This window comes from Sphingomonas sp. BL-S-05 (assembly GCF_055521695.1).
Genome location: NZ_CM145499.1, coordinates 2,237,018 through 2,262,407 on the forward strand (window position 1 = coordinate 2,237,018; position 25,390 = coordinate 2,262,407).

Annotated in this window: 23 protein-coding genes; 14 read left to right on the plus strand and 9 right to left on the minus strand. The window is 66.7% G+C overall.

All coding sequences use genetic code 11. From position 1 onward, the window contains the following. Nucleotide 1: 1 nt before the first annotated feature. The 7 genes from cyoC (at nucleotide 2) to ACZ1JS_RS10575 (ending at nucleotide 5,542) form a co-directional block, all read left to right on the plus strand. Nucleotides 2-631, plus strand: a complete 630-nt coding sequence (gene cyoC, locus ACZ1JS_RS10545) for a cytochrome o ubiquinol oxidase subunit III (RefSeq protein WP_465166017.1) — start codon at nucleotides 2-4, stop codon at nucleotides 629-631. Further along, the gene (gene cyoD, locus ACZ1JS_RS10550; protein WP_242115976.1) at nucleotides 631-1,020 is read left to right on the plus strand and encodes a cytochrome o ubiquinol oxidase subunit IV; all 390 of its coding nucleotides are present in this window, start codon (nucleotides 631-633) and stop codon (nucleotides 1,018-1,020) included. Before cyoC ends, cyoD begins: the two co-directional genes overlap by 1 nt. Continuing rightward, the gene (locus tag ACZ1JS_RS10555) at nucleotides 1,017-1,715 is read left to right on the plus strand and encodes an SURF1 family protein (RefSeq protein WP_465166018.1); all 699 of its coding nucleotides are present in this window, start codon (nucleotides 1,017-1,019) and stop codon (nucleotides 1,713-1,715) included. The genes cyoD and ACZ1JS_RS10555 overlap by 4 nt, the downstream gene beginning before the upstream one ends. 1 nt (nucleotide 1,716) lies before the next feature. Beyond that, a complete protein-coding gene (locus ACZ1JS_RS10560) occupies nucleotides 1,717-3,021 on the plus strand; it encodes an ATP-binding protein (RefSeq protein WP_465166019.1) in 1,305 nt (434 codons plus the stop codon). Beyond that, a complete protein-coding gene (locus ACZ1JS_RS10565) occupies nucleotides 3,018-3,548 on the plus strand; it encodes a response regulator transcription factor (protein WP_345876446.1) in 531 nt (176 codons plus the stop codon). Before ACZ1JS_RS10560 ends, ACZ1JS_RS10565 begins: the two co-directional genes overlap by 4 nt. A gap of 118 nt (nucleotides 3,549-3,666) precedes the next feature. Beyond that, a complete protein-coding gene (locus ACZ1JS_RS10570) occupies nucleotides 3,667-5,166 on the plus strand; it encodes a L,D-transpeptidase family protein (RefSeq protein ID WP_465166020.1) in 1,500 nt (499 codons plus the stop codon). A 10-nt stretch (nucleotides 5,167-5,176) separates the two neighbouring features. After that, entirely contained in the window at nucleotides 5,177-5,542 is a 366-nt protein-coding gene (locus ACZ1JS_RS10575; RefSeq protein ID WP_465166021.1) for a hypothetical protein, read from the plus strand. A gap of 446 nt (nucleotides 5,543-5,988) precedes the next feature. Here ACZ1JS_RS10575 and ACZ1JS_RS10580 read toward each other — a convergent pair whose 3' ends face one another. From ACZ1JS_RS10580 to ACZ1JS_RS10600, 5 genes are all read right to left on the minus strand, one after another. Next, entirely contained in the window at nucleotides 5,989-6,150 is a 162-nt protein-coding gene (locus tag ACZ1JS_RS10580; RefSeq protein ID WP_465166022.1) for a hypothetical protein, read from the minus strand. A 160-nt stretch (nucleotides 6,151-6,310) separates the two neighbouring features. After that, entirely contained in the window at nucleotides 6,311-6,574 is a 264-nt protein-coding gene (locus ACZ1JS_RS10585) for a hypothetical protein (RefSeq protein ID WP_056456356.1), read from the minus strand. A gap of 62 nt (nucleotides 6,575-6,636) precedes the next feature. After that, a complete protein-coding gene (locus tag ACZ1JS_RS10590; protein ID WP_465166023.1) occupies nucleotides 6,637-8,100 on the minus strand; it encodes an efflux transporter outer membrane subunit in 1,464 nt (487 codons plus the stop codon). Between the two features lie 2 nt (nucleotides 8,101-8,102). After that, complete coding sequence (locus tag ACZ1JS_RS10595; RefSeq protein WP_465166024.1) at nucleotides 8,103-11,312, minus strand: efflux RND transporter permease subunit; 3,210 nt, start codon at nucleotides 11,310-11,312, stop codon at nucleotides 8,103-8,105. A 6-nt stretch (nucleotides 11,313-11,318) separates the two neighbouring features. Next, nucleotides 11,319-12,521, minus strand: a complete 1,203-nt coding sequence (locus tag ACZ1JS_RS10600) for an efflux RND transporter periplasmic adaptor subunit (RefSeq protein WP_465166025.1) — start codon at nucleotides 12,519-12,521, stop codon at nucleotides 11,319-11,321. 106 nt (nucleotides 12,522-12,627) lie between these two features. On the opposite strand from ACZ1JS_RS10600, the gene ACZ1JS_RS10605 reads away from it, so the two are divergent. Then, nucleotides 12,628-13,299, plus strand: coding sequence for a TetR/AcrR family transcriptional regulator (locus ACZ1JS_RS10605; RefSeq protein WP_465166026.1), 672 nt, complete (start codon nucleotides 12,628-12,630; stop codon nucleotides 13,297-13,299). Between the two features lie 77 nt (nucleotides 13,300-13,376). Here the strand turns inward: ACZ1JS_RS10605 and ACZ1JS_RS10610 are convergent, their stop codons facing one another. From ACZ1JS_RS10610 to ACZ1JS_RS10625, 4 genes are read right to left on the minus strand one after another with little or no spacing between them, the layout of a single operon-like run. Next, the gene (locus ACZ1JS_RS10610; RefSeq protein WP_465166027.1) at nucleotides 13,377-13,886 is read right to left on the minus strand and encodes a GNAT family N-acetyltransferase; all 510 of its coding nucleotides are present in this window, start codon (nucleotides 13,884-13,886) and stop codon (nucleotides 13,377-13,379) included. Beyond that, a complete protein-coding gene (locus ACZ1JS_RS10615) occupies nucleotides 13,883-15,250 on the minus strand; it encodes an efflux transporter outer membrane subunit (protein WP_465166028.1) in 1,368 nt (455 codons plus the stop codon). Before ACZ1JS_RS10615 ends, ACZ1JS_RS10610 begins: the two co-directional genes overlap by 4 nt. Continuing rightward, nucleotides 15,247-16,395 (minus strand): HlyD family secretion protein, encoded by a 1,149-nt coding sequence (locus ACZ1JS_RS10620; RefSeq protein ID WP_465166029.1) that lies wholly within the window; start codon nucleotides 16,393-16,395, stop codon nucleotides 15,247-15,249. Before ACZ1JS_RS10620 ends, ACZ1JS_RS10615 begins: the two co-directional genes overlap by 4 nt. Further along, nucleotides 16,392-18,068: an MFS transporter gene (locus ACZ1JS_RS10625; protein WP_465166030.1), complete on the minus strand. Its 1,677-nt coding sequence runs from the start codon at nucleotides 18,066-18,068 to the stop codon at nucleotides 16,392-16,394. The genes ACZ1JS_RS10620 and ACZ1JS_RS10625 overlap by 4 nt, the downstream gene beginning before the upstream one ends. Before the next feature lie 126 nt (nucleotides 18,069-18,194). Here ACZ1JS_RS10625 and ACZ1JS_RS10630 point away from each other — a divergent pair, with 126 nt between their 5' ends. From ACZ1JS_RS10630 to ACZ1JS_RS10655, 6 genes are all read left to right on the plus strand, one after another. After that, a complete protein-coding gene (locus ACZ1JS_RS10630) occupies nucleotides 18,195-19,967 on the plus strand; it encodes a M14 family metallopeptidase (RefSeq protein WP_465166031.1) in 1,773 nt (590 codons plus the stop codon). A gap of 210 nt (nucleotides 19,968-20,177) precedes the next feature. Beyond that, nucleotides 20,178-20,888 (plus strand): response regulator, encoded by a 711-nt coding sequence (locus tag ACZ1JS_RS10635; RefSeq protein WP_242115959.1) that lies wholly within the window; start codon nucleotides 20,178-20,180, stop codon nucleotides 20,886-20,888. Between the two features lie 4 nt (nucleotides 20,889-20,892). After that, nucleotides 20,893-22,236, plus strand: coding sequence for an ATP-binding protein (locus ACZ1JS_RS10640; RefSeq protein WP_465166032.1), 1,344 nt, complete (start codon nucleotides 20,893-20,895; stop codon nucleotides 22,234-22,236). Between the two features lie 100 nt (nucleotides 22,237-22,336). Further along, nucleotides 22,337-23,032: a carbonic anhydrase gene (locus tag ACZ1JS_RS10645; protein ID WP_465166033.1), complete on the plus strand. Its 696-nt coding sequence runs from the start codon at nucleotides 22,337-22,339 to the stop codon at nucleotides 23,030-23,032. 126 nt (nucleotides 23,033-23,158) lie between these two features. Continuing rightward, nucleotides 23,159-24,748, plus strand: coding sequence for a SulP family inorganic anion transporter (locus ACZ1JS_RS10650; protein WP_465166034.1), 1,590 nt, complete (start codon nucleotides 23,159-23,161; stop codon nucleotides 24,746-24,748). Then, on the plus strand, nucleotides 24,745-25,380 hold the full coding sequence (locus ACZ1JS_RS10655; RefSeq protein WP_465166035.1) for a carbonic anhydrase: 636 nt from the start codon (nucleotides 24,745-24,747) through the stop codon (nucleotides 25,378-25,380). Before ACZ1JS_RS10650 ends, ACZ1JS_RS10655 begins: the two co-directional genes overlap by 4 nt. Nucleotides 25,381-25,390 lie beyond the last annotated feature (10 nt).

Here is a 25,390-nt window from a genome sequence, read left to right on the forward strand (position 1 = left end):
TATGGGTTCGTCGGTTCAAGTCCCCGCAGGCGCGTCCGAGCGCGCCTTCCATCTGGCGGAGGAGCATGAGCATGAAGCCGGGTCGAGCACGATGCTCGGCTTCTGGCTCTATCTGATGAGCGACTGTCTCATCTTCGCCATGCTCTTCGCCTCCTATGGCGTCTATTCGGGCAGCACCGCGGGTGGCCCGGACGCCAAGGAACTGTTCGACTTGCCGCTTGTCGCGCTCAACACCGCGATGCTGCTCTTCTCGTCGATCACCTACGGCTTCGCGATGATCGCCGCCGAAGAGGGCAAGAAGGGCGCGACGCTACGCTGGCTCGCCATCACCGGCATGTTCGGGCTGTGCTTCCTCGGCATCGAACTCTACGAGTTCAGCCATCTGATCCACGAAGGCGCCGGACCGCAGCGTAGCGCGTTCCTGTCCAGCTTCTTCACGCTGGTCGGCACGCACGGCCTGCACGTCACCTTCGGCATCGTCTGGCTGGTGACGCTGATGGTGCAGGTCGCCAAGTTCGGTCTGGGTGCTGCGAACATGCGCCGCCTGATGTGCCTGTCGCTGTTCTGGCACTTCCTCGACGTCGTCTGGATCGGCGTCTTCACCTTCGTCTATCTGCTGGGAGTGCTGTAATGGCCGGCCACGCACATCACGACGCGCATGCGCATGGCCATGGCGGCCATGGCGATGCGCCCGCGCACGGCTCGCGCCGCGAATATGTCATCGGCTTCCTGCTCTCGGTGGTGCTGACCGCGATCCCCTTCGCGCTCGTCATGACCAATGCGTTTGCCGATAGCCGGATCACCGCCGGCATCGTCATGCTCTGCGCGATCGTGCAGATCGTCGTGCATATGATCTACTTCCTGCACATGAATACCAAGTCGGAGAATGGCTGGACGTTGATGGCGCTGATCTTCACCGCCATCCTCGTGGTCATCGTGCTGTCGGGGTCGCTATGGGTCATGTACCATATGAACCTGAACATGATGCCGCAGATGTCCGGGGAAATGAGCACGATGTGACCCGGCCGGGGGCTTTGCGACGCATCCTGATCGGAACGCTGATCGGATGCGTCATCGCCGGCCTCCTCGCGCTGGGGGTGTGGCAGTTGCAGCGTCGGACGTGGAAGCTGGACCTGATCCAGCGAACCGAAACAATGCTGCGCTCCCCCCCCGTCCCCGCCCCGCCGCCATCGGCATGGCGCGCGATCACGACCAACGACGCCTACCGGCCAGTGACCGTCACCGGCCGGTACCGCCCCGACGCCGACAGCTATACCCAGGCCACGACGGCGCTCGGCGGTGGTTTCTGGGTCCTGACCCCGCTCGATACCGGGCGCTTCACCGTCCTCGTCAATCGCGGTTTCGTGCCCCCCGAACAACGCGGCAAGGTGCCGGCACCCCCCGGCACCGTTACGGTAACCGGACTGTTGCGCCTGTCCGAGCCGGGCGGCGGATTCCTGCGCAGCAACGACCCGACCCAAGACCGCTGGTATTCGCGCGACGTCGGCGCGATCGCCGCCAAGCGGGGCTTGTCCGAAGTCGCGCCCTATTTCATCGACGCTGCCGCGACGCCCGGCAAGGCATGGCCGCGCGGCGGGCTGACGGTGGTCAGCTTCCGCAACAACCACCTGGTCTACGCGCTCACCTGGTTCGGCCTCGCCGCACTGTTGGCCGGCATGACATGGTTTGTCGCGCGGCCGAACAAACGGGCGTAACATGCGCCCGATGCAGCCCGCCGCCACCCCGACCCCCTATGCGCCGCCGGCCGAGGGGGTCGGCCGCAACATGCTGCTGCTGGTCCAGCTGCGCTGGCTGGCGGTCGGTGGTCAGCTGGCGACGATTCTCGTCGTCGATGGACTGCTCGGCATCCGCCTGCCCCTCGTGCCGATGGCCAGCGTGCTGGCGGCACTGGTGCTGCTCAACCTCGCCACCCTCGCCCGCCGGTCGCGGTGGAGCGACACCAACCTGCCGCTGTTCGCGGCGCTGGTCCTCGACGTCGCGGCGCTGACCGCACAACTTTATCTGTCGGGCGGGGCACGCAACCCGTTCGTGTCGCTCTATCTGTTGCAGGTCGTGATCGGTGCGATCCTGCTGAAAGTCTGGTCGAGTTGGGCGCTGGTCGCGATCACCAGTGCCGCCTTCGCTTTGTTGGGGCCGTTCCATCGCCCGCTGCAACTGCCGCCATCCTATGCCAGCAGCCTGTCCGACGCGTTCCTGCTCGGCAACTGGATCAATTTCGTGCTCGCCGCCACGCTGCTGGTCGCCTTCGTGACGCGGATCGCCGCCAATCTGCGCGACCGCGATACCAAGGTGGCGCAACTCCATCAGCGCGCGGTCGAGGAGGAGCATATCGTCCGCATGGGCCTGCTCGCCAGCGGCGCGGCGCACGAACTTGGCACGCCGCTCTCGTCGATTTCGGTGCTGCTCGGCGACTGGAAGAACGAGCCGGCGGTCCGCCGCGACCCGCGCTTCGCCGCCGAGGTCGACGACATGCGGGCCGAAGTCGCGCGGTGCAAGGAGATCGTATCGGGCATCCTGTTCGCCGCCGGGGAGGTGAAGGGCGAGGCGCCGACCCGCACCACGCTGCGCACTTTCCTGACCGATACGCTCGACCGTTGGCGCGGCAGCGACCCCGGCCGCGCCGCGTTCGAAGATCGCCTCGGACCCGACGTACCGATCGTCGCCGACCGCGCGCTGGCCCAGGCGCTGACCAACCTGCTCGACAATGCGGTGGAGGCGGGCGGACGCGACATCGCACTGATCGCACTGCGCGACGGAGCGATGCTGCGGCTGACGGTGCGCGACGACGGCAATGGTTTCGCCGACCGCATTCTCTCCAGCCTCGGCAAACCCTATAATACCAGCAAGGACCGGCAGGGTGCCGGGCTCGGCCTCTATCTCGCGACCAATGTCCTGCGGCCGCTGGGAGGAACGATCGAGGCGGTGAACCGCGACAACGGCGGCGCGGAGACGACGCTGCTCCTGCCGATCGAGTCGCTGGCGCTGGAGAAGACCAAATGACCGACCGTCGCCTGCTGATCGTCGAGGATGATGCGACCTTCGCCCGCACCCTGTGCCGGTCGTTCGAACGGCGCGGCTATGCGGTGGAGGTCATTACCGGCCCCGATCGGCTCGACGATGTCGCGCGCCGGTTCGAACCCGAATATGCCGTGGTCGACCTGCGGCTGGGCGGCGCCTCGGGCCTTGCCTGCGTCTCCGCGCTGTCGGCAATCGATCCGGCCATGCGTATCGTCGTGCTTACCGGCTTCGCCAGCATCGCGACGGCGGTCGAGGCGATCAAGCTGGGCGCCACCAACTATCTGACCAAGCCCGCCAATACCGACGAGATCGAAGCCGCCTTCGCCAAGGTCGAGGGCAATCCGCAGGCCGACCTGACCGCCGCGCCGACCTCGATCAAGACGTTGGAATGGGAGCATATCCACCAGACGCTGGCCGACACCGGCTTCAACATTTCCGAAGCCGCGCGGCGGCTGGGCATGCATCGGCGCACCCTCGCCCGCAAACTCGACAAGCGGCATCTTTCCTGATCGCTTAGGGGTTCGAAACCGATCCCGCCTTGTGGTAACAGAGCGACAAAGGGGAACGGTTCATCGTGCGGCAGGTTGGAATCCGTATAGGACGCCTGTCGTACCAAAAGAGTCTGGGATGAAAGCGATTACCGAACACCGTCTCCGTTTCGTCCGCACGCTGCGGCGTGCCCTGTTCGCCGGCGCGGGCCTGACCCTCGCGAACGCCGCTTCGGCACAGGTGCTGCCGCCGCCGGTCGTGCCGACCATGCCGTCGACCACGCCGATGGTGCAGCCGATCCCCGCCCCCCTGCCGCTGCCGACGCTGACCGCCGCGCAGGAGAGCGAACTCGCCCGCCTGCTGGCCCGTGACGCGGTGGCGCAGGGGCTGAAGGACCGCGAGCCGTTGCTGGGCGCGCTGACCGGACCGGCGCTGGTGCAGGCCGCGCTCGACCATGCCCATGCGGTACGCGCCGGACGGCTCGACACCGCCGATTTCCAGAAGGATTGGGCGATGCGCCCGCAATCCTATGATCCGCTGCCGTCGTTCCGCGACGCCGTGGCGAAGGACCGGCTGGCGGCATGGGTCGCGTCGCTGCCGCCGCCCTATGCCGGATATGATACGCTGGTCACCGGCCTGGCACGCTATCGCAAGATCGCCGCGAATGGTGGCTGGCCGACCGTCGCCGCCGGGTCCGAACTGCGCCCGGGCGGTCGCGGGCCGCAGGTCGCGGCGTTGCGCAAGCGGCTGGCGCTCGAGGATCCCGAATTGTCGGCGAGCGGCGATACGTTCGACACGGCGTTGCTCGACGCGGTCCGCCGCGCCCAGCGGCGCTACGGCCTGAACCCCGCCGGACAGGTCGGCGCGCAGACCATCGCCTCGCTCAACGTGCCGGTCGGCGAACGGATCAAGCAGATCAAGGCGAATATGGAACGGTGGCGCTGGCTGCCGACCGAACTGGAAAAGAACCGCATTCAGGTGAACATCGCCGCGGCGGTGCTGACCGTGTTCGACGGCGACCAGCCGGTGACGTCGATGAAGGCGGTGACCGGGCGTCCGGGTGACGAGACGCCGATGCTGACCTCGACGATCCATTCGATCGTGCTCAATCCGCCATGGAATGTGCCGTCTTCGATCGCCGACAAGGAATTGTGGCCGAAGGAACGCGCCAATCCCGGCTATCTGAAGCGCAACGGCTTTCGCGTGATCGAGACCGAGGGCGGCGGCCGTCGCCTGCAACAGGCATCGGAGCGCAGTGCGCTCGGCCGGTTCAAGTTCGATTTCGACAATCCGTTCGCCGTCTACCTGCACGACACGCCGGCGCAGTCGGGCTTTGCCAATTTCGACCGGCTGGCCAGCCATGGCTGCGTTCGCCTCGAAAAGCCCGAGGACCTGGCGCGACTGCTGTTGCGGACGACCCCCGAATGGCCGGCGGAACAGATCGACGCGACGCTCGCCTCGGGCAAGACCGTGCGAGCCAAGGTCGCCGATCCGGTGAAGGTCTATCTGCTCTATTGGACGGCGTTCGCGACGCCCAACGGCACGATGAGCTTCCGCGAGGATCCGTATAAATGGGACGGCGTGCTGGCGAACAAGATCGCCGCGCGCGCCGAGGCCAGCCAGTTGGCGGCACGATAAGGGGATGAAGATGAAGAGCGGATGGCGCGCGATGCTGCTGGCTGGCAGCGGTCTGTTGCTGGCGACCGGCATGGCGGGATGCTCAGGATCCGAGCCGGAGGATGCCCCGATCGAAAACAGCGCGTTCGACGAGGAAGCACCCCCACCAACGCCGCTGCCCGAGGAGAATTACGAAGCCGCGCCGCCGGTGACAGAAAATCTGAGTGCAGTCGCCCCGGCGGAGGAACTTCCCCCGCCCCCGCCGATCGAACCCGACCAGCAGGTATTGGACGACGCCTCCGCGACCGGCATGACCTCGCGCTCGACCCGTGGCGAGCAAAAGGCGGCGGAGGAAGCGCCCGAAGAAACGGCGCCGGTCAACGAAGCCGAGCAGTAAGCGCTCGATATCGACGCGTGTCGTTCCGATTCTGAACGGGACCTCTGCGAAAGTCCTGCTTGCGCCCCGGCGAAGGCCGGGACCGGGTCGGGGGCATTGGTATGATACGGACAAGCTCTACCAACTGGACCCCGGCCCGCGCCGGGGTACGGACGTTTTCGGCTAGGGGGGATGACATGAACCTGACCCGTTCGTCCTGAGTAGCCATTGAGCTTGTCGAAATGACGTATCGAAGGACCGTTGGTAGAAGGTACTTCGATACGGCTCTTCGACTTCGCTCAGCCCCTACTCGGCACGAACGGAGCTACCTCTTGTCATCACGCTAAAATCGAACGGCGTTCGCAGAAGTCTCGACCAAGTCCGGGGCGACGTTAAATAACTGGCGAGCGCGTCGCCTAAACCAAGCCGACACGCGAACCAAAGGTCCGCGCTCGGCTTACACAAGCTCACGCAGCTTCCGTACCTACCTCCGACCCTGTCACGCCATCGGCATAGGCTTTGTCGAGATACAGGTTCGCCAGTTCGTAATGGGCGTGGACAACCTGTTCATGGTCGGCCTGCTGGGCCAGTTCCAACTGCTGTTCCGCGCGGCGTACAAAATAGGACATTTCGTCCGGTCCGATCAAAGACACGACAACCTCTCATGGGGCGTTTGCCGCCCATTCTAACTCGCCCGGTGCAACCGAACCTGCATGAAACGCATGACGGCCGCGAGAGATGCCTGTCGCTTCGAAATCTGACGCGGTGATTACACCGCCGGTCGCGGCGTCAGATGCGACGATGCTTCCCGCCATAGCGCCCGCCGATATAGGCGCCGAGCCGGTTCATCTCGCTGGCGGCGGCGACGACCGCATCGGACTGGCAGGGCAGCGGGTCGCGATCATGCTCCGCAGCGCGGCTGGCGACCTTTGCGGCCAGTTCCTCGATATCGGCGCGCGACAACAGGTTCTTCTCGCGCAGCAGGCAAAGCAGGCTTTGCAGGATCACCATGCTCTTCTCGCCCGCTGCGTCGCCCGGCTCGATCGGATTCATCGTTCCTCTCCTATATGTTATAATGGAGAGCATATGCCGATCGCGATGCGATGCAAGGGGCGCTAGTTCAGCCCGCCCCCCAGCGTCCGGTACAGCGTCACCAGGTTCGTCGCGCGGGCGAGGCGCGTCTGGACCAGCGTCTGCCGCGCGGCATAGCTGGTCCGCTGTGCGTCCAGCGTGTTAAGGAACGAATCCACCCCCGCACGATAGCGCGCATCGGACAGTCGCTCGGCGGTGGCCGCCGACTGCGCCCGTGCCGTCTGTGCGGCCAATTGCTCGTCGATCGTGCCGCGCGTCGCCAGCGCATCGGCGACCTCGCGGAACGCGGTCTGGAGCGTGCCTTCATAGGTCGCGACCGCCGCAAGCTGCTGCGCGCGGGCGACCTCGACATTGCCGCGCCGCTGGCCACCGTCGAACAGCGGCAGGGTGGCGGCGGGCGCGATCGAGAAGTTCTGCGTCCCCGCGCCGAACAGGCCGCCCAGCGCCGTGCTGATCGTGCCCAGCGTCGCGGTCAGCGAGATCGTCGGGAACAATGCCGCCCGCGCCGCGCCGATATTGGCATTGGCGGCATAGAGCCGGCGTTCGGCCTGCAAGACGTCCGGCCGGCGCAACAGGACGGCGGAAGACACGCCGGTCGGCAGATTGGTCAGAACCGCGTCACGTTCGCCCAACTCGGATGGCAATTGCTCGATCGGCACCGTCGTGCCGGCGAGCAGGTTGATCGCATTCTGGTCCTGCGCGATCTGCGCGGTCAGGGCGGCGATGTCGTTGCGCGCCTGCTGATAGCTGGTTTCGGCCTGCTGCACCTCCAGTTCGGAGATGACGCCGACGCGGAACTGCGCCCGGGTCAACTCCAGCGTGCGCCCGAAACTCGCCAGCGTCTCGCGCGACAGGCGCAACTGGTCCTGATCGGCGGCCATGGTCAGCCACGCCGTCGCCACTTCGCCGATCAGCGCGATGCGCGCGGCGCGCTGCGCCTCTTCGGTCGCGAAATATTCCTGCAGCGCCGCCTGGCTGAGATTGCGGACACGGCCGAACAGGTCGAGTTCGAAGGCGGAGAACCCGACCGACGCCTGATAGATTTCGAGATTGCCGGACTGGGCCGGCACCCCGCCCGCGCCGCCGGCCTGCCCACCGGCACCCCCCGCCCCGCCCAGCGCCCCGAACGGATTGTTGGTATAGGTGACGCCACCATTGGCGGCGGTGGTCGGCACCTGACTGGCGCGGGTCACGCGATATTGCGCGCGGGCGACCAGCACATTGGCCGCCGTCACCCGGTAATCGCGATTATTCTCCAGCGCGGTCGCGATGACCGCCTGCAACCGGGGATCGGTGAAGAAATCGCGATAGGCGATCGCAGTCACATCGGCCTGTTCGGCGCCCAGCGGCGGATAGGCGCCACCCTGCGGCAGCGTCAGCGGGATCGCCCCCTCCGGCCGGACATTGTTGGGGGCGAGGTTGCACCCCGCCAGCGCCGTCGTGGTGGCGAGGAGGATCAGGCTACGCAGCGTCATCGGGTTGCTCATGGTCATGCCCCCTGCGGCGCAGCTTCGCCGCCATCGGAGGACCGGTTGCCGCCATCGGGTTCGATGTCCCGGTTGGCGGACGGGGTGTTCTTGTCGCTGCCGCCATGGCCGAACAGGCGCAGGACGACGACGAAGAACATCGGCACGAAGAAGATGGCGAGGATCGTCGCCGACAACATGCCGCCGACCACCGCGCGCCCGATCGCATTCTGCCCGCCGGCACCCGCACCGGTCGACAATGCCAGCGGCAACACGCCGAAGACGAAGGCGAGCGACGTCATCAGGATCGGGCGGAGACGCAGCCGGGCAGCCTCCACCGCCGCATCGACCGCGTTCATTCCGTCCCCCATCCGCTCCTCGGCGAATTCCACGATCAGGATCGCGTTCTTCGCCGACACGCCGATCGTGGTGATCAGGCCTACCTGCAGGTAGATGTCGTTGTTGAGACCCGTCAGCCACGCCGCCAGCAGCGCCCCGAGAATCCCGAGCGGCACGACGAGCAGGACCGAGATCGGCACCGACCAGCTTTCATACAGTGCGGCGAGACACAGGAACACGATCAGCAGCGACAGCCCGTACAGCGCCGGCGCCTGCCCGCCCGACAGCCGTTCCTCGAACGACAGCCCGGTCCATTCGAGCGCGGTGCCCGGCGGCAGCTTGGCATGGATCTCCTCCATCGCCGTCATCGCCGCGCCGGTGCTGAGCCCCGCCCCCGGCGAACCCTGCAGCTGCATCGCCGACTGCCCGTTATACCGGGTCAGCTGGACCGGCGCATTGGCCCATTCGAGCGTCGAGAAGGCGGCGAACGGCACCATCTGTCCGGTGGCATTGCGCACATACAGGTCGCCGACATCCTCGGGGCTCAGGCGATAGGGGGTATCGGCCTGGATATAGACGCGCTTCACGCGCCCCCGATCGATGAAGTCGTTGATATAGCCGCCGCCCCATGCGGTCGAGATCGTCGAATTGACGTCGGCGAGGTCGAGACCCAGCGCACGCGCCTTGTCTTCGTCGATATTGATCTTCAGCTGCGGCGCATCGTCGAGGCTGAGCGGACGCACCTGTGCGACGCGCGCGTCCTGCGCGGCCATGCCGAGCATCATGTTGCGCGCCTGGAGCAGACGGTCATGGCCGATGCCGCCGGTATCGACGAGTTGCACGTCGAATCCGGTCGCATTGCCCAGTTCCTGCACGGCAGGCGGCACCAGTGCGAAGATCAGCCCGTCCTTATAGCCCGCGAACGCACCCATTGCCCGACCGACGATCGACTGCGCCTTGTTCTCGGCACCGCTGCGTTCGTCCCACGGCTTCAGGTTCACGAAGACGAGACCGGCATTCTGCCCCTGTCCCGCGAAGCTGAACCCGTTGATCGTGAAGACCCCGGCGACATTGGCCGATTCCTGCTTCAGGAAATGGTCGCGCACCAGGTTCAGGCCCTTTTCGGTACGACCGCTGGTCGCACCCGCCGGACCCTGTACCAGCGCGAGCACCGTCCCCTGATCCTCATCGGGCAGGAAGCCCGAGGGCAGGCGCGTGAACACGAACACCATGCCGCCAACGATCAGCAGATAGACCAGCATCGACCGTTTCCAGTTGCGCGTGGTGCGCCGGACGCCGCCTTCATACTTGTGCTGGCTGCGTTCGAACTTGTCGTTGAACCAGCGGAAGAAGCGCGCGAGCAGGCCGTTGCCCTGTTCATGCTTGTGCGGATCATGCGGTTTCAGGATCGTGGCGCACAATGCCGGCGTCAGGATCAGCGCGACCATCACCGACAGCACCATCGCCGACACGATCGTGATCGAGAACTGGCGATAGATGACGCCGGTCGACCCGCCGAAGAACGCCATCGGCAGGAACACCGCCGACAGGACGAGGCCGATACCGACCAGCGCGCCGGTGATCTCGTCCATCGACTTGCGCGCCGCTTCCTTCGGCGACAGCCCCTCGGTCTGGATCAGGCGTTCGACATTCTCGACCACGACGATCGCGTCGTCGACCAGCAGGCCGATCGCCAGCACCATGCCGAACAGCGTCAGCGTGTTGATGGTGAAACCCGCGACCGCCATCACCGCAAAGGTGCCGAGCAGCACCACCGGGACGGCGATCGTGGGGATGATCGTCGCCCGCCAGTTCTGCAGGAACAGGAACATGACGAGGAAGACCAGCACCACCGCCTCGATCAGCGTGTGGATGACCTGTTCGACCGACAGGCGGACGAACGGCGTCGTGTCGTACGGATAGATGACCTTGACGTCGCCCGGCAGGCCGCGACCGATTTCCTGCGCGCGCGCCTTGACCAGTTCGACCGTGTCGAGCGCGTTGGCACCCGCCGCCAGCCGGACGCCGAAGCCCGATGCCGGACGGCCATTATACTGCACGTCGAAGCCGTAATTCTCGGCGCCGATCTCGACCCGCGCGACATCGCCCAACCGGACGACCGCGCCGTCGGCATTGGTCTTCAGCCGGATATTGGCGAACTGCTCGGGCGTTTGCAGGCGCGACTGGACGCTGACCGTAGCGTTGAGCATCTGCTCCTTAGGCGCCGGCTGCGCACCGATCTGTCCGGCGGAGACCTGCGCATTCTGCGCCTGCACCGCCGCCGTCACGTCGCCGATCGTCAGCTGATAGCTGTTGAGCTTGAGCGGATCGACCCAGATGCGCATCGCATATTGCGCGCCGAACACCTGCAATTCGCCGACGCCGGATACGCGGCTGATCGGGTCCTGGAACTGCGACACGACCATGTCGGACAGGTCGTTGTTGCTGTGCGACCCGTCGGTCGAGACCAGACCGACGACGACGAGGAAGCTGGCCGCGGACTTGGTGACCTGAATCCCCTGCCGCTGGACCTCCTGCGGCAAGAGCGGGGTCGCCGCCTGCAGCTTGTTCTGGACCTGCACCTGCGCGATGTCGGGATCGGTGCCCTGTTCGAACGTCAGCGTGATCGTCACCGTCCCCGCCGAGGAGGAGGAAGACGAGAAATAGCGCAGATTGTCGATGCCGCGCAGCTGCTGTTCGATGATCTGGGTCGTCGTGCGCTCCAGCGTCTCCGCGTCCGCCCCCGGATAGGTGGCGGTGATCGCGACCGCGGGCGGTGCGATCTCGGGGAACTGCGCGATCGGCAGGCTGCGGATCGCGATCGCGCCGGCCAGCATCATGACGACGGCGATGACCCATGCGAAGATGGGCCGGTCGATGAAATAGCGGGACATCAGCGGTTACTTCGCCTGTGCCTGCGGACCGCCGGCGCCACCGGGGGCAGCGCCCTGCGGTGCCGCGCCGGCGGTCTGCGGCGTCCATTGATAGCCCTTTACCGGGGTGCCGGGCTGCAACATCTGCGCGCCTTCGACGACGACCTTGTCACCGGGCTGCAGGCCGCCGGTCACCAGCCACGCATCGCCGACCGTCCGGTCGGTGGTCAGCGGGCGGGGCGCCAGCTTGCCATCGGCCCCGATGACCAGCACCGTCGCGCTGCCCTTCGGATCGCGGGTCACCGCGCGCTGCGGCACCAGCATGCCGTTCGCCTTGGTCCCTTCGACCAGTTCGGCGCGGACATACATGCCCGGCAGCAACAGCCCGCGCGGATTGGCGAAGACCGCCCGGATCGCCTGCGTCCCCGTCGCCGGGTCGACGGTCACGTCGGTGAACTTCAACGTCCCCTCGATCGGATAGGTGCTGCCATCCTCCAGCTTCAGCCGGACCCGCGCCGCGCCGGACCCGCGCGACAGGTCGCCGTCGAGGATCTGTTGGCGCAGCTTGAGCAGGTCGGCGCTCGACTGCTGGATATCGACATAGATCGGGTCGAGCCGCTGGATCGTGGTCAGCGCCTCGGTCTGCGCCGCCGATACCAGCGCGCCGGTGGTATAGACCGACCGGCCGATCCGGCCCGAGATCGGCGCCTTGATCGTCGTGCGCGACAGGTCGATCTGCGCCTGCCGCAACGCCGCCTGCTGCGCGGCGATGTCCGCCTGCGCCTGCTGCGCGCCGGTCACCGCATTCTCATATTCCTGCCGGCTGATCGCGTTGATCTTGACCAGTTCGCCATAACGGCGGGCAAGGTTGCGGGTCGAAGCGATCGACGCCTGCGCCCGCGACAATGCGGCGCGCGCACTCGCCACCGCCGCCTGATAGGGCGACGGGTCGATGCGATAGAGCGGCTGGCCCTGCCGGACGTAATCGCCCTCCTGGAACAGCCGGGCAAGGATCAGCCCATTGACCTGCGGGCGGACATCCGACGTTTCATAGGGCGCGGTGCGGCCCGGCAACTGGGTGGTCAGCGTCACCGGCTGCGCCTGCACGGTCACGAACCCGACCTGCGGCGGCCCCTGCGGCGCGCCCTGCTGCTGTTGCTGTTCGCTGCCGCCCCCGCCACAGGCCGAAAGGAGGAGCGCCAGTGCCAATGGGGCCATGCGATTTTTCATGAACGTCCTCGACGGATGTGCTGAACGTGAGTGATCGATCACTCACACATTGGCGGCGCCTACGCCGACCAGCGAAAAGTGGCAAGAGGTTACAGGTGAATCGGACGTGAATTTGTTGCAGTGCGGAGTGGCATGCCGGGCGAGCAAGGCGTTGGCCCGGCGCGAAAAGCTGGTTGCGGTGGCGCGGACACTGTTCGCCGAACATGGCTTTCACGGCACCGGAGTCGCGCAGATCGCGGCGGTTTCGGGCATCAAGGTCGGACAGATATATCGCGATTTCGCCGACAAGGAGGCGATCGTCGCCGCGATCGTGGAGGGCGACCTCGCCACCTTCCTGCACGAGGCCGAGATTGCGCAGGCGGTGAAGGCCGGCGACGTCGATGCGATTCGCGCTTGGCTGCGGATGTTCTTGCAGTGCGGCAGGGATATCGAGTCGCGACAGTTGATGCCCGAAATCATCGCGGAGGCCGCGCGCAACGACCGGATCAAGGCGATCGCGCACGACATCAACCGTCGGGTCAAGCAGGCACTGATTTTGTCGCTGACCGGCCTTGCCCCCCGCCCCGATCAGGCCGAGTCGCGTGCCGAACTTGCCGAGATGATCCTGACGATGGGCGCGGGGATCATGCACCGCCGGATCGCGGACCCCGATTTCGACGACGCCACCGCCTATTCGCGGTTGATGACGCTGGTCGAGCGCTGGGTTGACCAATTGTTGGACAGTCCGGCGTACCCGGGTCTCCAAAAGAACCATTGCGGATTTGTTGCAGCAGGTTAAATCGAAGTTGCGCACTCCCTTGCGCTGCCGTTGCAGGCCCCGTCCGGTCCCCCGGGCGGGGCTTGTCGCTTCGGGGGTCATCGCGGCAGGCTGCGTTCCAGTACGACGAACGACAGGGGCTGGCGCGGCAGGCCGAAGCGCGGATCGTCCATCGGGAACGGCCGGATTTCGCCGGTGCGGCAATAGCCCTGCCGCGCATACCATGCGATCAGTTCGTCCCGCACGGCGATGACCGTCATCTCCATCCTCCGGGCGCCATAAATGCGCACGGCATGATCCTCCGCCGCCCGCACCAGCCGTCGCCCCAGCCCGCCGGCCTGCACGTCCGGCCGCACCGCCAACAGGCCCAGCGCGGCCCGGTCCGGCGCGATCTGCGACACCTGGACGCATCCGGTCGCATCGTCGGTCATCAGGATCGTGCGATCGGGATCGGTCATCACTTCGGCCAGCGCCGCGCGGTCGGTGCGTTGCCCGTCGAGAAGGTCCGCCTCATGCGTCCACCCGCCCCGCGCCGACTCCCCGCGAAACGCCGCCTCCACCAGTGCATGCAGCGCCGGGACGTCCGCCATCGTCGCAACCCGGATCATGCGCCGGACCCCCAGCCGCCGCCCATTGCCTGATACAGTGCGACCAGCGCAGTCAACTGATCGGCGCGCACCTGTTCGAGCGACAATTCGGCGCTGAACAACGCGCGCTGCGCATCGAGCTGCTCCAGATAGGGGCTGTAGCCGGCCCGGTAGCGATTGGTCGCATGGCGCAGCGCCTCGGCTGTCGCGGTGCGCTGCGCCTCCAGCGCGCGCCGCTGCACCGCCAGCCGATCTACCGCCGCCAGTGCATCCTCGACCTCACGAAACGCGGTTAGCACGCTGCGTTGATAGGCGAACGCGGCCTGATCCCTTCGCGCCGTTGCTGCATCGTAATTCCCACGCAACTGTCCGCCCCGGAACAGCGGCGCCAGCACGCTCGCCCCGATCGACCAGATGCCGACCGGATTGGGCAACGCGCTCGACAGTACTTCCCCGGTCGATCCGGTCAGCCGCAGCGACGGCAGAAACTGGGCGCGTGCCCCGGCCAGCGACGCATCGCTCGCCGCCAGTGTCGCCTCGGCCTGCGCGATATCGGGGCGCCGCCGCAACAGGTCGGACGGCAGCCCCGCCGGGATCGGTGGCGGCACCAGCGCCTCCAATGCCCGCCCGCGATCGATCGTCCGTGGCGGGGTGCCGGTCAGCAGCGCCAACGCATTTTCCTGCCGCCGTGCCAGCAATTCGAGCTGCGGCAGCGTCTGCGTCACGCCGGCATATTCCGCCTCGGCCTGTCGCAGTTCGAGTTGCGAAGTATAGCCCGCCTCCGCGCGCGAACGGGCGATGCGCAACGCCTCGCCCCGCGACGCGATCGTCGCCCGCACCGTCTCGATCCGCGCATCGAGGCCGCGGAGCGTCACATAGCCGCTGGCGGTAGCGGCGGCGACCGCCAGCCGGGCGCTGTCGGCGGCGGCGGCAGCGGCATCGCCGGTCAGCCGCGCCGCCGCGATCGTCTGCCCGACCCGTCCGAACAGGTCGATCTCATAGGCCGACTGGAACACGGGTTGCAGCGACGTGCCGGTCGTCGCCGACCCGAACGCGTTGAGCGCGCGCTGTTCGATCAACCCCACCCCGGCGTCGAGCGTCGGGAAGCGCGCCGCGCGTGCCACCCGCTCCTGCCCGCGCGCCTCGGCCACGCGCGCGGCGGCGATGGCAATGTCGGAATTGTTGGCCAGCGCCGCCTCGACCAGCCGGGTCAGTTCGGGATCGCCGAACGCCCGCCACCAGTTCGCCGTGATCGGCACGCTTCCGGGCAGCGGCGTGCGCCACGCCGCCGGGGGCACGACCGCCGCCGCCTCCGGGCGCGGTCGTTCGGCCGGGGCACAGGCGCCGAGAAACGCCAGCGCCGTCAGGGCGATCCGTCCCCTCATCGCGCCGCCGGCGACACGCCGCTACGGGTATCGACCCGCGCCTCGACCGACATCCCCGGCCGCAGTCGCTGGAACAGCGGATCCTTGGCATCGATCGCGATCCGCACCGGAATACGCTGTGCCACCTTCACGAAGTTACCGGTGGCATTGTCCGCCCGGATCACCGCGAACTCGTTGGCGGCGGCAGGCGCAATGCGCTCCACCCGCCCGCGCAACTCCGCGCGATCCAACGCATCGACGCGGATCGTCGCCGGTTGGCCCGGCGCCATGCGCGCGGTCTGCGCCTCCTTGAAATTGGCGGTGACCCAGACGGTCGGCGGCACGAGGAACATCATCTGCGTGCCGGCCGTCACATATTGCCCCAGCCGCACCCCGACCTCGCCCAGCCGCCCGTCCTGCGGCGCGCGGATGATCGTGTTGGCCAGATCGATCTCGGCCAGCCGCACCGCCGCACGCGCATTCTCGACGGCCGCGTTCAGCCCGCCGCGCCCGACCGTCACAGTCCGCACCTGTTCCTGCGCGACGCTGCGCTGCGCCTGCGCCTGCAACACGCCCGCCTGCGCCGCGCGAAGCGCCGCCAGCGTCTGGTCGCGTTCGCGCAGCGACACCGACCCCTGCGCAACCAGATCGTTGACGCGCGCCATATCCGCCTGCGCCCGCGCCAGCTGTGCCTGCGCATTGACGACCGCCGCCGCCTGTCCGCCGAGACTCGCCTCGCTTGACCGTTCGCTCTGCTGCGAATTGGCGAGGTTCGCCTGTTGCGCCGCCAGCCCGGCCCGTGCCTGATCGACGCGCTGGCGATAGATGCGGTCGTCGATCCGCGCGAGCACCTGTCCCGCCTTTACGTCCTGAAAATCGCGGACCAGCACTTGCGTCACATAGCCATTGACCTGCGGCGCGATGATCGTCGTCTGCCCGCGGACATAGGCATTGTCGGTCGCCTGGATCGCGCTGCCGAACGGCCACAGCCCCCATGCGTATAGTGCCAGCGCGATGCCGCCGAGCAGCAGCGCGACGAAGCCGATCGTGGCTTTCAGCGACCCGCGCGGCGGTGCCCAGCCGCGCGCCCGCGCCGGTTCACGCGGCACCTCGACCGGGTCGGTCAGCCGCTGCTTTTCATCTTCGGTAAGTTGCGTATCGGTCATGACATTTGCTGCTGTCGCATGCGTTGCACGGCGGCAAGATCGGCGGCGAGCGGGTTCACGCCCTTCAGGCGGAAGCGCAGCCACAGCGCGCCGAGCCACACCACCATCGCCGCCGAAAGGATCGCGACGGCGAGGAAGACATCGTTATAGGCGAGGATGTTCGCCTCCCGCGTCACCTGTTGCCCCAGCAGCCCCGTGCCCGACGCCTGCCGCAGCGTCGCGTCGCCGAGCACGCGGGCATAGGCGCCGCCCAGTTGCTGGATACGCTGCACGACCAGCGGATCGGTGACCGTCAGGCTCTGGGTCAGTTCGAACGCGTGATATTTCTCGCGCACGATCTGGAAGGATCCCAGCAGCGCGGTGCCGGCAAGGCCGCCCATCGTCTGCGAAATGCTGAAGATCGCCGAAAAGCTGATGATATGGCTCGGCCCCCGCGCCAGTGCGCGAAAGATGCCGATCATCACCATCGGCCCGAGGAAATAGAGCGCGGCAAAGGCGATGATCGACTGGCTGACATACAGGCTCGACGGGCGGGTCAGGTTGGTCGAATCCGAATCCATCCACGCACCGATGCCGATCAGCGCGACGGCGATCACCACCGGCTTGTACAGATCCTGCATGTTCAGCGTCTTGAGGCAGACGACCAGCCCCGCGATCGACGCCAGCGTCATGACGAGGCTCAGCGTCACCAGTTGATCATTACCCATTCCGACCACGGTCAGCAGCCCGACCGCGCCGAACGTCTGTTCGGACAACAGGATACGCAGACTGGCCGCGACGACAGCGAAGCGGACGATGTTGCGGCCCAGCATCCAGCGCGTGTTGAGCAGCGGATTTGCGCGGTTATGCTCGATCAGCAGTGCGCCGCCGATCAGCGGGATGGCGGCGGCGGTGGCATATCCCAGCCACGGCGTCGACCACCACTGTATCCGCCCCTGCACCAGCACCGCGCACAGCAGCGCGATGCCCGGCGCGAACAGCGCGAAGGTCAGGAAATCGATCCGCTCGAATGCCGGTGTCCGCTCCGACGGAGGCAGCCGCAGCAATGCCACCGAGCCGAGACACATCAGCGTCAGCCCCAGTTCGAACAGGAACAGCGCCTCGATCCGCCCATCGGCCAGCAGCAGCGGCGACAGCGTCCGCGCCAGCGGCAGCGCGACCTGCGACGCACCGAAGCCGATGATCATCCCCGACAGCCGCGCGGCGGCGGGCAGCGCCTGCATGATGTAGAGGAAGCACAGGGTCGTCAGCGCGCTGCCCGCCACGCCCGCCGCCCCGCGTACGATCAACTGCACGCCATAACTGTGCACGAATAGCTGCAGGACGTTGAGGATGAGAAAGGCGATGAGGAAGATGCGCGTGAAGCGCTGCAACCCGAATTGCTGCCGGAACTTTATCAGCAGCATCGACATGCAGACGCTGGTCATCGAATAGATCGCGGTCAGCCACCCGCCCTCGACCGGGGTAAGCCCCAGCGACCCCTGGATCTGCGGCAGGTTGGCGATCAGCAGCCCGTTGTTGAACCCGCCGGTGACGCCCAGCAGCATGCCGATCGCGAAATAGCCGACCCGGCGCGCGAACGGGTGCTCGGGCGTGGCGGGCGAACCGGGCAGGAACGGCCGTTCGTGCGGCTTGAACTCATAGGCCGGGGCGATCGCCGTGGCTCCATACAAGGGTATTGCCGAGCAACAACTTGTTACGCAACAGATCGTTCCGGCTGGGGAATGGATTGCCCATCGTTCCCTTTGGTAGGAAGGAGAAGGACTGGCGTCGCTGCCAGCATCCGCTACGATCGCGACATGCGTTTCCTGATCCTCGCCGCCGCCCTTCTCGCCTCCGCCGCCACCGCCCAGACCCCGCTCGAAGCGCCGCTGCCGCCGATCCGCCCATGGCACGGCGCCAGCGAGAAGCTGATCGCCAAACCGAACGACCCGTGGATCACCCCGGCCGAAGCGAGCGGTTTCGTCACCACGCCCGACTATGCGGCAACCCGCGCATGGATTGACCGGCTGGTCGCCGCGTCCCCGCTACTGACCATCGAAACCTTCGGCAAAAGCCCGCAAGGGCGCGACCTCTATGCGGTCCGGGCGCATAAGGGCGACGCCGGCAAGCCGGTCGTGCTGGTACAGGCCGGCATCCATGCCGGTGAGATCGAGGGCAAGGACGCCGGGCTGATGCTGCTGCGCGACATCGCGTTGCGCGGCAAGGACGGCCTGCTCGACAAGGTCGATCTGGTGTTCGTGCCCATCTACAATGTCGACGGCCATGAACGCTCCGGCCCCTATAACCGCCCGAACCAGCGCGGGCCGAAGGACATGGGCTGGCGCACCACCGCGCAGAATCTGAACCTCAACCGCGACTATCTGAAAGCCGATGCGCCGGAGACGCAGGCGATGATCGGCCTGATCCGGCGGCTCGACCCGGTGCTGTATCTCGACCTGCACGTCACCGACGGCATCGATCATCGCTACGACGTCACCTACGCCTTTTCGGGCTGGCGGGGCTATTACGCCCGCTCGGCAGCCATCGGCCGGTTTCTCGACACGCGGCTGCGCCGGGCCATGGACGCCGCGCTGAAACGCGGCGGCCACACCCCCGGCTATTATGTCAGCACGCTCGACAATCGCGCGCCGGAAAAGGGCATGAGCCAGGACGTCGACACGCCGCGTTTCTCGACCGGCTATGGCGACATCGCCCATATCCCGACCGTGCTGGTCGAGACCCATTCGCTCAAACCCTATCGCCAGCGCGTGCTCGGCACCTATGTGTTCGTCGAGGAATCGCTCCGCATCGCCGCCGATCGTGCCGCCGAATTGCGCGAAGCGATCGACGCCGACCGCGCCGACCGCCCCGCGACCGCGACCATGACGTGGAAGCCGAACCCGACCCCGCTCTACAGCGTCGACTTTCTCGGACTGGCGCACGACAGCTATCGCTCGCCCGCCTCGGGCCGGGACGAACTGCGCTGGCTGCCCAAGCCGGTGACGTTCAACATGCCGGTGTTCGGCAGCCTGCCCGACAAGACCGTCGCCCTGCCCCGCGCATGGTGGGTACCCGCCACCCTGCCGCACGTCATCGACCTGCTGAAACTGCACGGCATCCGCTACGAGCCGATCGACGCCCCCCGGACGCTCGACCTCGACATGGCGCGCGCGACCGAACCGAAATTGCAGCCGGCCAGCGAAGGCCATGTCCCGCTGGAGGCCAGGATCGTCCACGAACGCCGCCGCGAGACGATGCCGCCCGGATCGGTCCGCGTCCCCGCCGACCAGCCGCTCGGCCTGCTCGCCGCCTTCCTGCTAGAACCCGAAAGCGAGGACGGGGTGCTGGCATGGAACATGGCCCCGGCGATGCTGGCCCGCACCGAATATATCGAAGGCTATGCCATCGCCCCGCTCGCCGACAAGATGCTGGCAAACGACCCGAAGCTGAAGGCGGAATTCGACGCGAAGCTCGCCGCCGATCCCGATTTCGCGAAGGACGCCACTGCGCGGTTGCAATGGTTCTATGCGCGCACGCCTTATTATGACGAACGGTACCTGCTGTATCCTATTGGCCGCGAGACGAATTGACCGGCGTCGCAGCCTTCCCCTAAGTCTGTATTCACAAATGCCGTTCGTGCTGAGTAGGGACTGAGCGTAGTCGAAGGCCCGTATCGAAGCACCCGCCACAAACGGTCCTTCGATACGCTGCTTCGACAGGCTCAGCGGCTACGCAGGACGAACGGTTTCATCGATTGCCGCCGGGACCGAATACGCCATGACCAACCCGAGCCACCCCGCATGACCGCCCCATCGATCATCGTGGTCGAGGACGATCCCGCGCTCCGCACGCTGACCGCCCGCGCGCTGCAGGAAAATGGCTATCACGTCCGCACCTGTTCCGCCGCGCCCGAAATGTGGCTGGCGCTCGAACAGGGGCCGGTCGACCTGATCCTGCTCGACATCATGCTGCCCGGCACCAGCGGCATCGACCTGTGCCGCCAGATCCGGCAGAACAGCGCCGTGCCGATCATCTTCGTGTCGGCCAAGGGCAGCGAAGTCGACCGCGTCATCGGCCTCGAACTCGGCGCCGACGACTATCTGCCCAAGCCGTTCGGCACACGCGAGCTGATCGCCCGCGTCCGCGCCGTGCTGCGCCGGGGCGAACTGAACGCACAGGCGGCGCAGCGCGAGGAAGGCATTTACAGCTTCGAAGGCTGGACCGCCAATCTGCCGCGCCGCGAACTGACCTCGCCGACCGGCGCGGCGGTCGATCTGACCGGGGCCGAATTCGACCTGCTGGTCGTGCTGCTCGACCATGCCCAGCGGGTGATCGCGCGCGAACGGCTGATCGAATTGTCGCGTACCCGGCTGGGCGATTCGTCCGACCGCAGCATCGACGTGCTCATCAGCCGTCTGCGCCGCAAGCTGTCGACCGCCGGCGGCACCCCGCCGATCGTTACCGTGCGCGGCGTCGGCTATATGCTGAACGTGCCGGTCGAGCGGCGCTGACCCGGTGGAGGCGAAGCGGCTCCCCGCGCTTCCCTTCGGCCTGATCGGGCGGATCGTCGCGATCCTGCTGCTGACGATCGTCATCGAATTCGGCGTGTCGGTGCTGCTCTACGAACGCGCCAGCCAGTTTTCGGTGCGTGACGACGAAGCCCGCCGGCTGGCCGAACATCTCGTGATCGCGCGCCGGATCGTCGAGGAACGCCCGGTCGATCAACGCGCCGGCATGGCGACCGAACTGACCACCGAACGCTATGCGGTCCAGTGGCGCGCGACCGCCCCCGCGCTCCCGGCCAGCGGCACCGAACTGCGCGAGATGGAACAACAGGTGCTGGCATGGGAGCCGAGCCTCGCCCCCACCGGCCTGCATCTGACGCTGATCGGACAGGGGCGGCGATCGGTGGTCAGCGGCGCGCTACGGCTCGACGATGGCAGTTGGCTCTATTTCCGTACGCTCGAACCGCTCCGCGCTTTCGATCTCGCCATCGGCCGCATCCTGCTGGCGCTGATCCCGGCGATCGCGCTGATGGTGGTCGGAGGGCTGCTGATCCGCCGCACGCTGCGGCCGATGCGGCAACTGGCCGACGCGGTCGACCGCTTCGGTCCCGGCGGCGGATCGACTCTCCCAACTATCGAGGAAGCGGGGCCGAGCGAGGTCCGCCGCCTCGTCGTCGCCTTCAACGGGTTGCAGGCGCGCATCCATCGGCTGATCGACGAGCGGACCCGCGCGCTGGCGGCGGTCGGCCACGACCTGCGCACCCCGCTCGCCCGGCTACGGCTGCGCACCGACGCGATTTACGACCGCGACGTGCGCGAGACGGTGCAGAACGACCTCGCCGAAATGGAAGCCATGGTCACCTCGCTGCTCGCCTTTCTGGGCGGCGAGAGCGAACCCGAACGCGCCGTGCTGGTCGATCTGGCGGTATTGTGCGCCAGTATCGTCGACGATGCCGCCGACCATGGCCATGATGCGACCTATGTCGGTCCCGACCATTTCGAACGCGCCGTGCGCCGCTCCGGCTTTCGCCGTGCGGTCATCAACCTGGTCGAAAACGCGATCCATTATGGCGGCAGCGTCACCCTGACGCTGGCCGTGGAGGATGGCGCGACCGTGATCCGGGTCGAGGATGACGGCCCCGGCATTCCCGACGAATCGCTGGGCGACGTACTCGAACCCTTTGTCCGCCTCGATACCGCGCGCAAGCGGGACACGGTCGGCTTCGGCCTCGGCCTGTCGATCGTGCAGCGCGCGGTGGAGGCCGAAGGGGGTCGGCTGGAACTGCGCAACCGGGTCAGCGGCGGGCTGTGCGCCGCAATCATCCTGCCCGCGCCATTCGCGGTTCAGCAATAATTCGTTACATCGCAGGCGAACGCAGCAAGATTCCCCCGGCTATAGCATTGATCCGAGCGGCAGGGTTGCACCGGCCGACAGGTTTTGAGGGAGACGCTGCGTGAACGACGTGATCGGCCGGGTGTTCGGGTTCGAGAAGGACGTGTTCGGCAGCGATGCCGACCTCTATTCGAAGCTCGCCACCGATGGTCAAAGCCCGAAGGTGCTGATGATCTCCTGTTCGGACTCGCGCGTCGTCCCCGAACATATCCTGCAGGCGAAGCCGGGCGACGTGTTCGTCATCCGCAACGCCGGCAACATCATTCCCCCCTTCACCCAGCAGAATGGCGGCACCACCTCGACCGTCGAATATGCGGTCGCGGTCCTCGGTGTGACCGACATCATCGTGTCGGGTCATTCGGGCTGCGGCGCGATGGGCGCGCTGATGAAGCCCGAGACGCTCGAAGGGCTGCCCAGCGTCGCCGCGTGGTTGCGCCATAGCCATGCCGCCCATTCGGTCATCCAGCACAGCTATCCCGATCTCGACGATGCCGCCGCGGTCCGCGCCGCCAGCCTCGAAAACGTCGTGGTCCAGATTTCGCACCTGCGCACCCATCCGGCCGTCGCGTCGCGCATCGCCAAGGGCGATCTGACGCTGCATGGCTGGTTCGTCGACATCCATGCCGGCTCGATCCTCGCGCTCGACGGCACGACCGGCCGCTTCGTGCCGATCAAGCCGGATCGCCCGCTGCCGGTGGCATTGCCCGCCGCCAAGCGCCTGGCCGCAGATTTCGTGACGGCAGAAGCCGCCGAATAGCCGTTCCCGCAAGATCGGCGGGGCGAACCTTCCCTCCCCCGTTCCGTCGATCCCGGGCACCGCGCCGGGCGTGCTTCCCCCAAGCACGCTCGGCGCACCTCGTTTCAGAACAAGGCCATCGCAGCCATGTCGCAACCCTCCCTACTCGCCAATCTGCGTCAGGACGTGCCGTCCTCGATCGTCGTCGCGCTCGTCGCGCTGCCGCTGTGCCTCGGCGTCGCGCTGGCATCGGGCGCGCCGCTCTTTTCCGGGCTGATCGCCGGGATCGTCGGCGGCATCGTCGTCGGTTCGCTCAGCAAGTCGCCGCTGTCGGTCAGCGGCCCCGCCGCCGGCCTGACCGTGATCGTGCTCGATGCGATCACCAAGCTGCCGAGCTTCGAGGCGTTCCTGCTCGCCGTGTTCCTTGCCGGCTGCATGCAGATCCTGCTGTCCTTCTCGCGCTCGGGCGTGCTCGGCGAATTCGTGCCGTCCTCGGTCATCACCGGCATGCTGGCGGCGATCGGCCTGATCCTGATCCTGAAGCAGGTGCCGCACGCGATCGGCTATGACGGCGATCCGGCGGGCGATTTCCAGTTCAATCAGGGCGATGGTCTCAACACCTTCAACACCATCCTCTTCGTGCTGCGCGAACAGGTGGTGTGGGGCGCCACGATCATCGCTGCGATCAGCATCGCCTTCCTGTTCTGGTGGGACAAGAACAAGCCGAAGGACGGCCCGCTGCGCTTCGTCCCCGGCCCGCTGGTCGTCGTCGTCGGCTCGGTCGCGATCAACGCGCTGCTGGGCGTCGTCGCGCCTGCCATTCAGGTGAAGCCGACCCATCTGGTCAGCGTGCCGATCGCCGATGGCCTCGGCGGGTTCGTGAAGCTGTTCAGCCTTCCCGATTTCGGCCAGATCGGCAATGCCACGGTGTGGACGGTGGCGGTGACGCTGGCGATCGTCGCCAGCCTCGAATCGCTGCTGTCGGTGAAGGCGGTCGACGAACTCGATCCCAAGCGTCGCGTGACCGACAAGAATCACGAATTGCTGGCACAGGGCAGCGGCAACATCATCTCGGGATTGATCGGCGGCCTGCCGGTGACCTCGGTCATCGTGCGCTCGTCGGCGAACGTCGATGCGAATGCCGCATCGAAGATGTCGACGATCCTGCACGGTACGTGGCTGCTGCTCAGCGTCCTGCTGGTGCCGATGCTGCTCAACATGATCCCGCTATCGGCCCTCGCCGCGGTGCTCATCCAGACGGGCTATAAATTGACCAAGCCGGAACTTTTCACCAAACGCTGGAAACAAGGCATGACCCAGTTCGTGCCGTTCGTGGTCACGATCCTCGCCATCCTGTTCACCGACCTGCTGAAGGGCATCGTCGTCGGGCTGGTCGTCGGCTTCGTCTTCGTCATCGCGCGCAATTTCCGCCCGGCGGTGACGTTCGTGCAGGACGGCGAAGGCCCCGGTGCCAGCTGCATGGTTCGCGCCAAGCGCAACCTCTACTTCATCCACAAGGTGGAACTGACCAAGGAGCTGGAGAAAGTCCCGGACAACTGCACGGTGGTGATCGACCTGTCGGCGACCAACTATGTCGACCTCGACAATATCGACATCATCAACGGCTTCATCAAGAATGCGCAGTATCGCGGGATCAACGTGCTGGTGCGCGGCGATATCGGCGAAAAGACCGCGCCCCAGATCAAGGCGCCGCGCAAGGAGGTCGCCTACGCATGAGGGAATACAAGCATCTGCTCCTTGCCAACAAGGCATGGGCCGCCGAGCGGCTCGAGGAAAATCCCGATTATTTCGCGCGGCAGATTGCCGGGCAGCAGCCCGAATTCCTGTGGATCGGCTGTTCGGACAGCCGCGTCGCCCCCGACCAGCTGACCAATACCGAGCCGGGGGGCATGTTCATGCACCGCAACATCGCCAATCTGATCGATCCGAACGACCAGAATCTGATGTCGGTGGTGCAGTTCGCGGTCGAGGTGCTGAAGGTCGGGCATATCATCGTCTGCGGCCATTATGGCTGCGGCGGCATTCAGGCGGCGCTCGAGGGCGGCGTGCAGGGCCATGTTCATGACTGGCTGGCGATCGCCCGCGACGTGATCGACAGCCACCGCGACGAACTCGACGCCCTCCCCGCCGAGCAGCGCGCCAACCGGCTGGTCGAACTCAACGTCCGCGACCAGTTGTTGGCGCTGGCCCGCACCGACGTCGTCCAGAACGCCTTCGCCGCAGGCCAGCCGCTCGAACTACACGGCTGGGTCTATGATCTCCGCGACGGGTTGCTGAAACCGTTGATGGAAATCGATGCGACGACCCCGCTCGGCACCGTCCCGACGCCGGAGAAGGTGCTGGTCTGACGTACGGACA

What these genes read in the sequence shown, in the direction of transcription:
- ACZ1JS_RS10590 (WP_465166023.1), bottom strand. Translation starts at nt 8,100, where the DNA reads ATGAGCAACCCGATGACGCTGCGTAGCCTGATCCTCCTCGCCACCACG.
- ACZ1JS_RS10560 (WP_465166019.1), top strand. Translation starts at nt 1,717, where the DNA reads ATGCGCCCGATGCAGCCCGCCGCCACCCCGACCCCCTATGCGCCGCCG.
- cyoD (WP_242115976.1), top strand. Translation starts at nt 631, where the DNA reads ATGGCCGGCCACGCACATCACGACGCGCATGCGCATGGCCATGGCGGC.
- cyoC (WP_465166017.1), top strand. Translation starts at nt 2, where the DNA reads ATGGGTTCGTCGGTTCAAGTCCCCGCAGGCGCGTCCGAGCGCGCCTTC.
- ACZ1JS_RS10620 (WP_465166029.1), bottom strand. Translation starts at nt 16,395, where the DNA reads ATGACCGATACGCAACTTACCGAAGATGAAAAGCAGCGGCTGACCGAC.
- ACZ1JS_RS10580 (WP_465166022.1), bottom strand. Translation starts at nt 6,150, where the DNA reads ATGTCCTATTTTGTACGCCGCGCGGAACAGCAGTTGGAACTGGCCCAG.
- ACZ1JS_RS10565 (WP_345876446.1), top strand. Translation starts at nt 3,018, where the DNA reads ATGACCGACCGTCGCCTGCTGATCGTCGAGGATGATGCGACCTTCGCC.
- ACZ1JS_RS10575 (WP_465166021.1), top strand. Translation starts at nt 5,177, where the DNA reads ATGAAGAGCGGATGGCGCGCGATGCTGCTGGCTGGCAGCGGTCTGTTG.
- ACZ1JS_RS10655 (WP_465166035.1), top strand. Translation starts at nt 24,745, where the DNA reads ATGAGGGAATACAAGCATCTGCTCCTTGCCAACAAGGCATGGGCCGCC.
- ACZ1JS_RS10630 (WP_465166031.1), top strand. Translation starts at nt 18,195, where the DNA reads ATGCGTTTCCTGATCCTCGCCGCCGCCCTTCTCGCCTCCGCCGCCACC.
- ACZ1JS_RS10615 (WP_465166028.1), bottom strand. Translation starts at nt 15,250, where the DNA reads ATGAGGGGACGGATCGCCCTGACGGCGCTGGCGTTTCTCGGCGCCTGT.
- ACZ1JS_RS10585 (WP_056456356.1), bottom strand. Translation starts at nt 6,574, where the DNA reads ATGAATCCGATCGAGCCGGGCGACGCAGCGGGCGAGAAGAGCATGGTG.
- ACZ1JS_RS10600 (WP_465166025.1), bottom strand. Translation starts at nt 12,521, where the DNA reads ATGAAAAATCGCATGGCCCCATTGGCACTGGCGCTCCTCCTTTCGGCC.
- ACZ1JS_RS10570 (WP_465166020.1), top strand. Translation starts at nt 3,667, where the DNA reads ATGAAAGCGATTACCGAACACCGTCTCCGTTTCGTCCGCACGCTGCGG.
- ACZ1JS_RS10650 (WP_465166034.1), top strand. Translation starts at nt 23,159, where the DNA reads ATGTCGCAACCCTCCCTACTCGCCAATCTGCGTCAGGACGTGCCGTCC.
- ACZ1JS_RS10610 (WP_465166027.1), bottom strand. Translation starts at nt 13,886, where the DNA reads ATGATCCGGGTTGCGACGATGGCGGACGTCCCGGCGCTGCATGCACTG.
- ACZ1JS_RS10635 (WP_242115959.1), top strand. Translation starts at nt 20,178, where the DNA reads ATGACCGCCCCATCGATCATCGTGGTCGAGGACGATCCCGCGCTCCGC.
- ACZ1JS_RS10595 (WP_465166024.1), bottom strand. Translation starts at nt 11,312, where the DNA reads ATGTCCCGCTATTTCATCGACCGGCCCATCTTCGCATGGGTCATCGCC.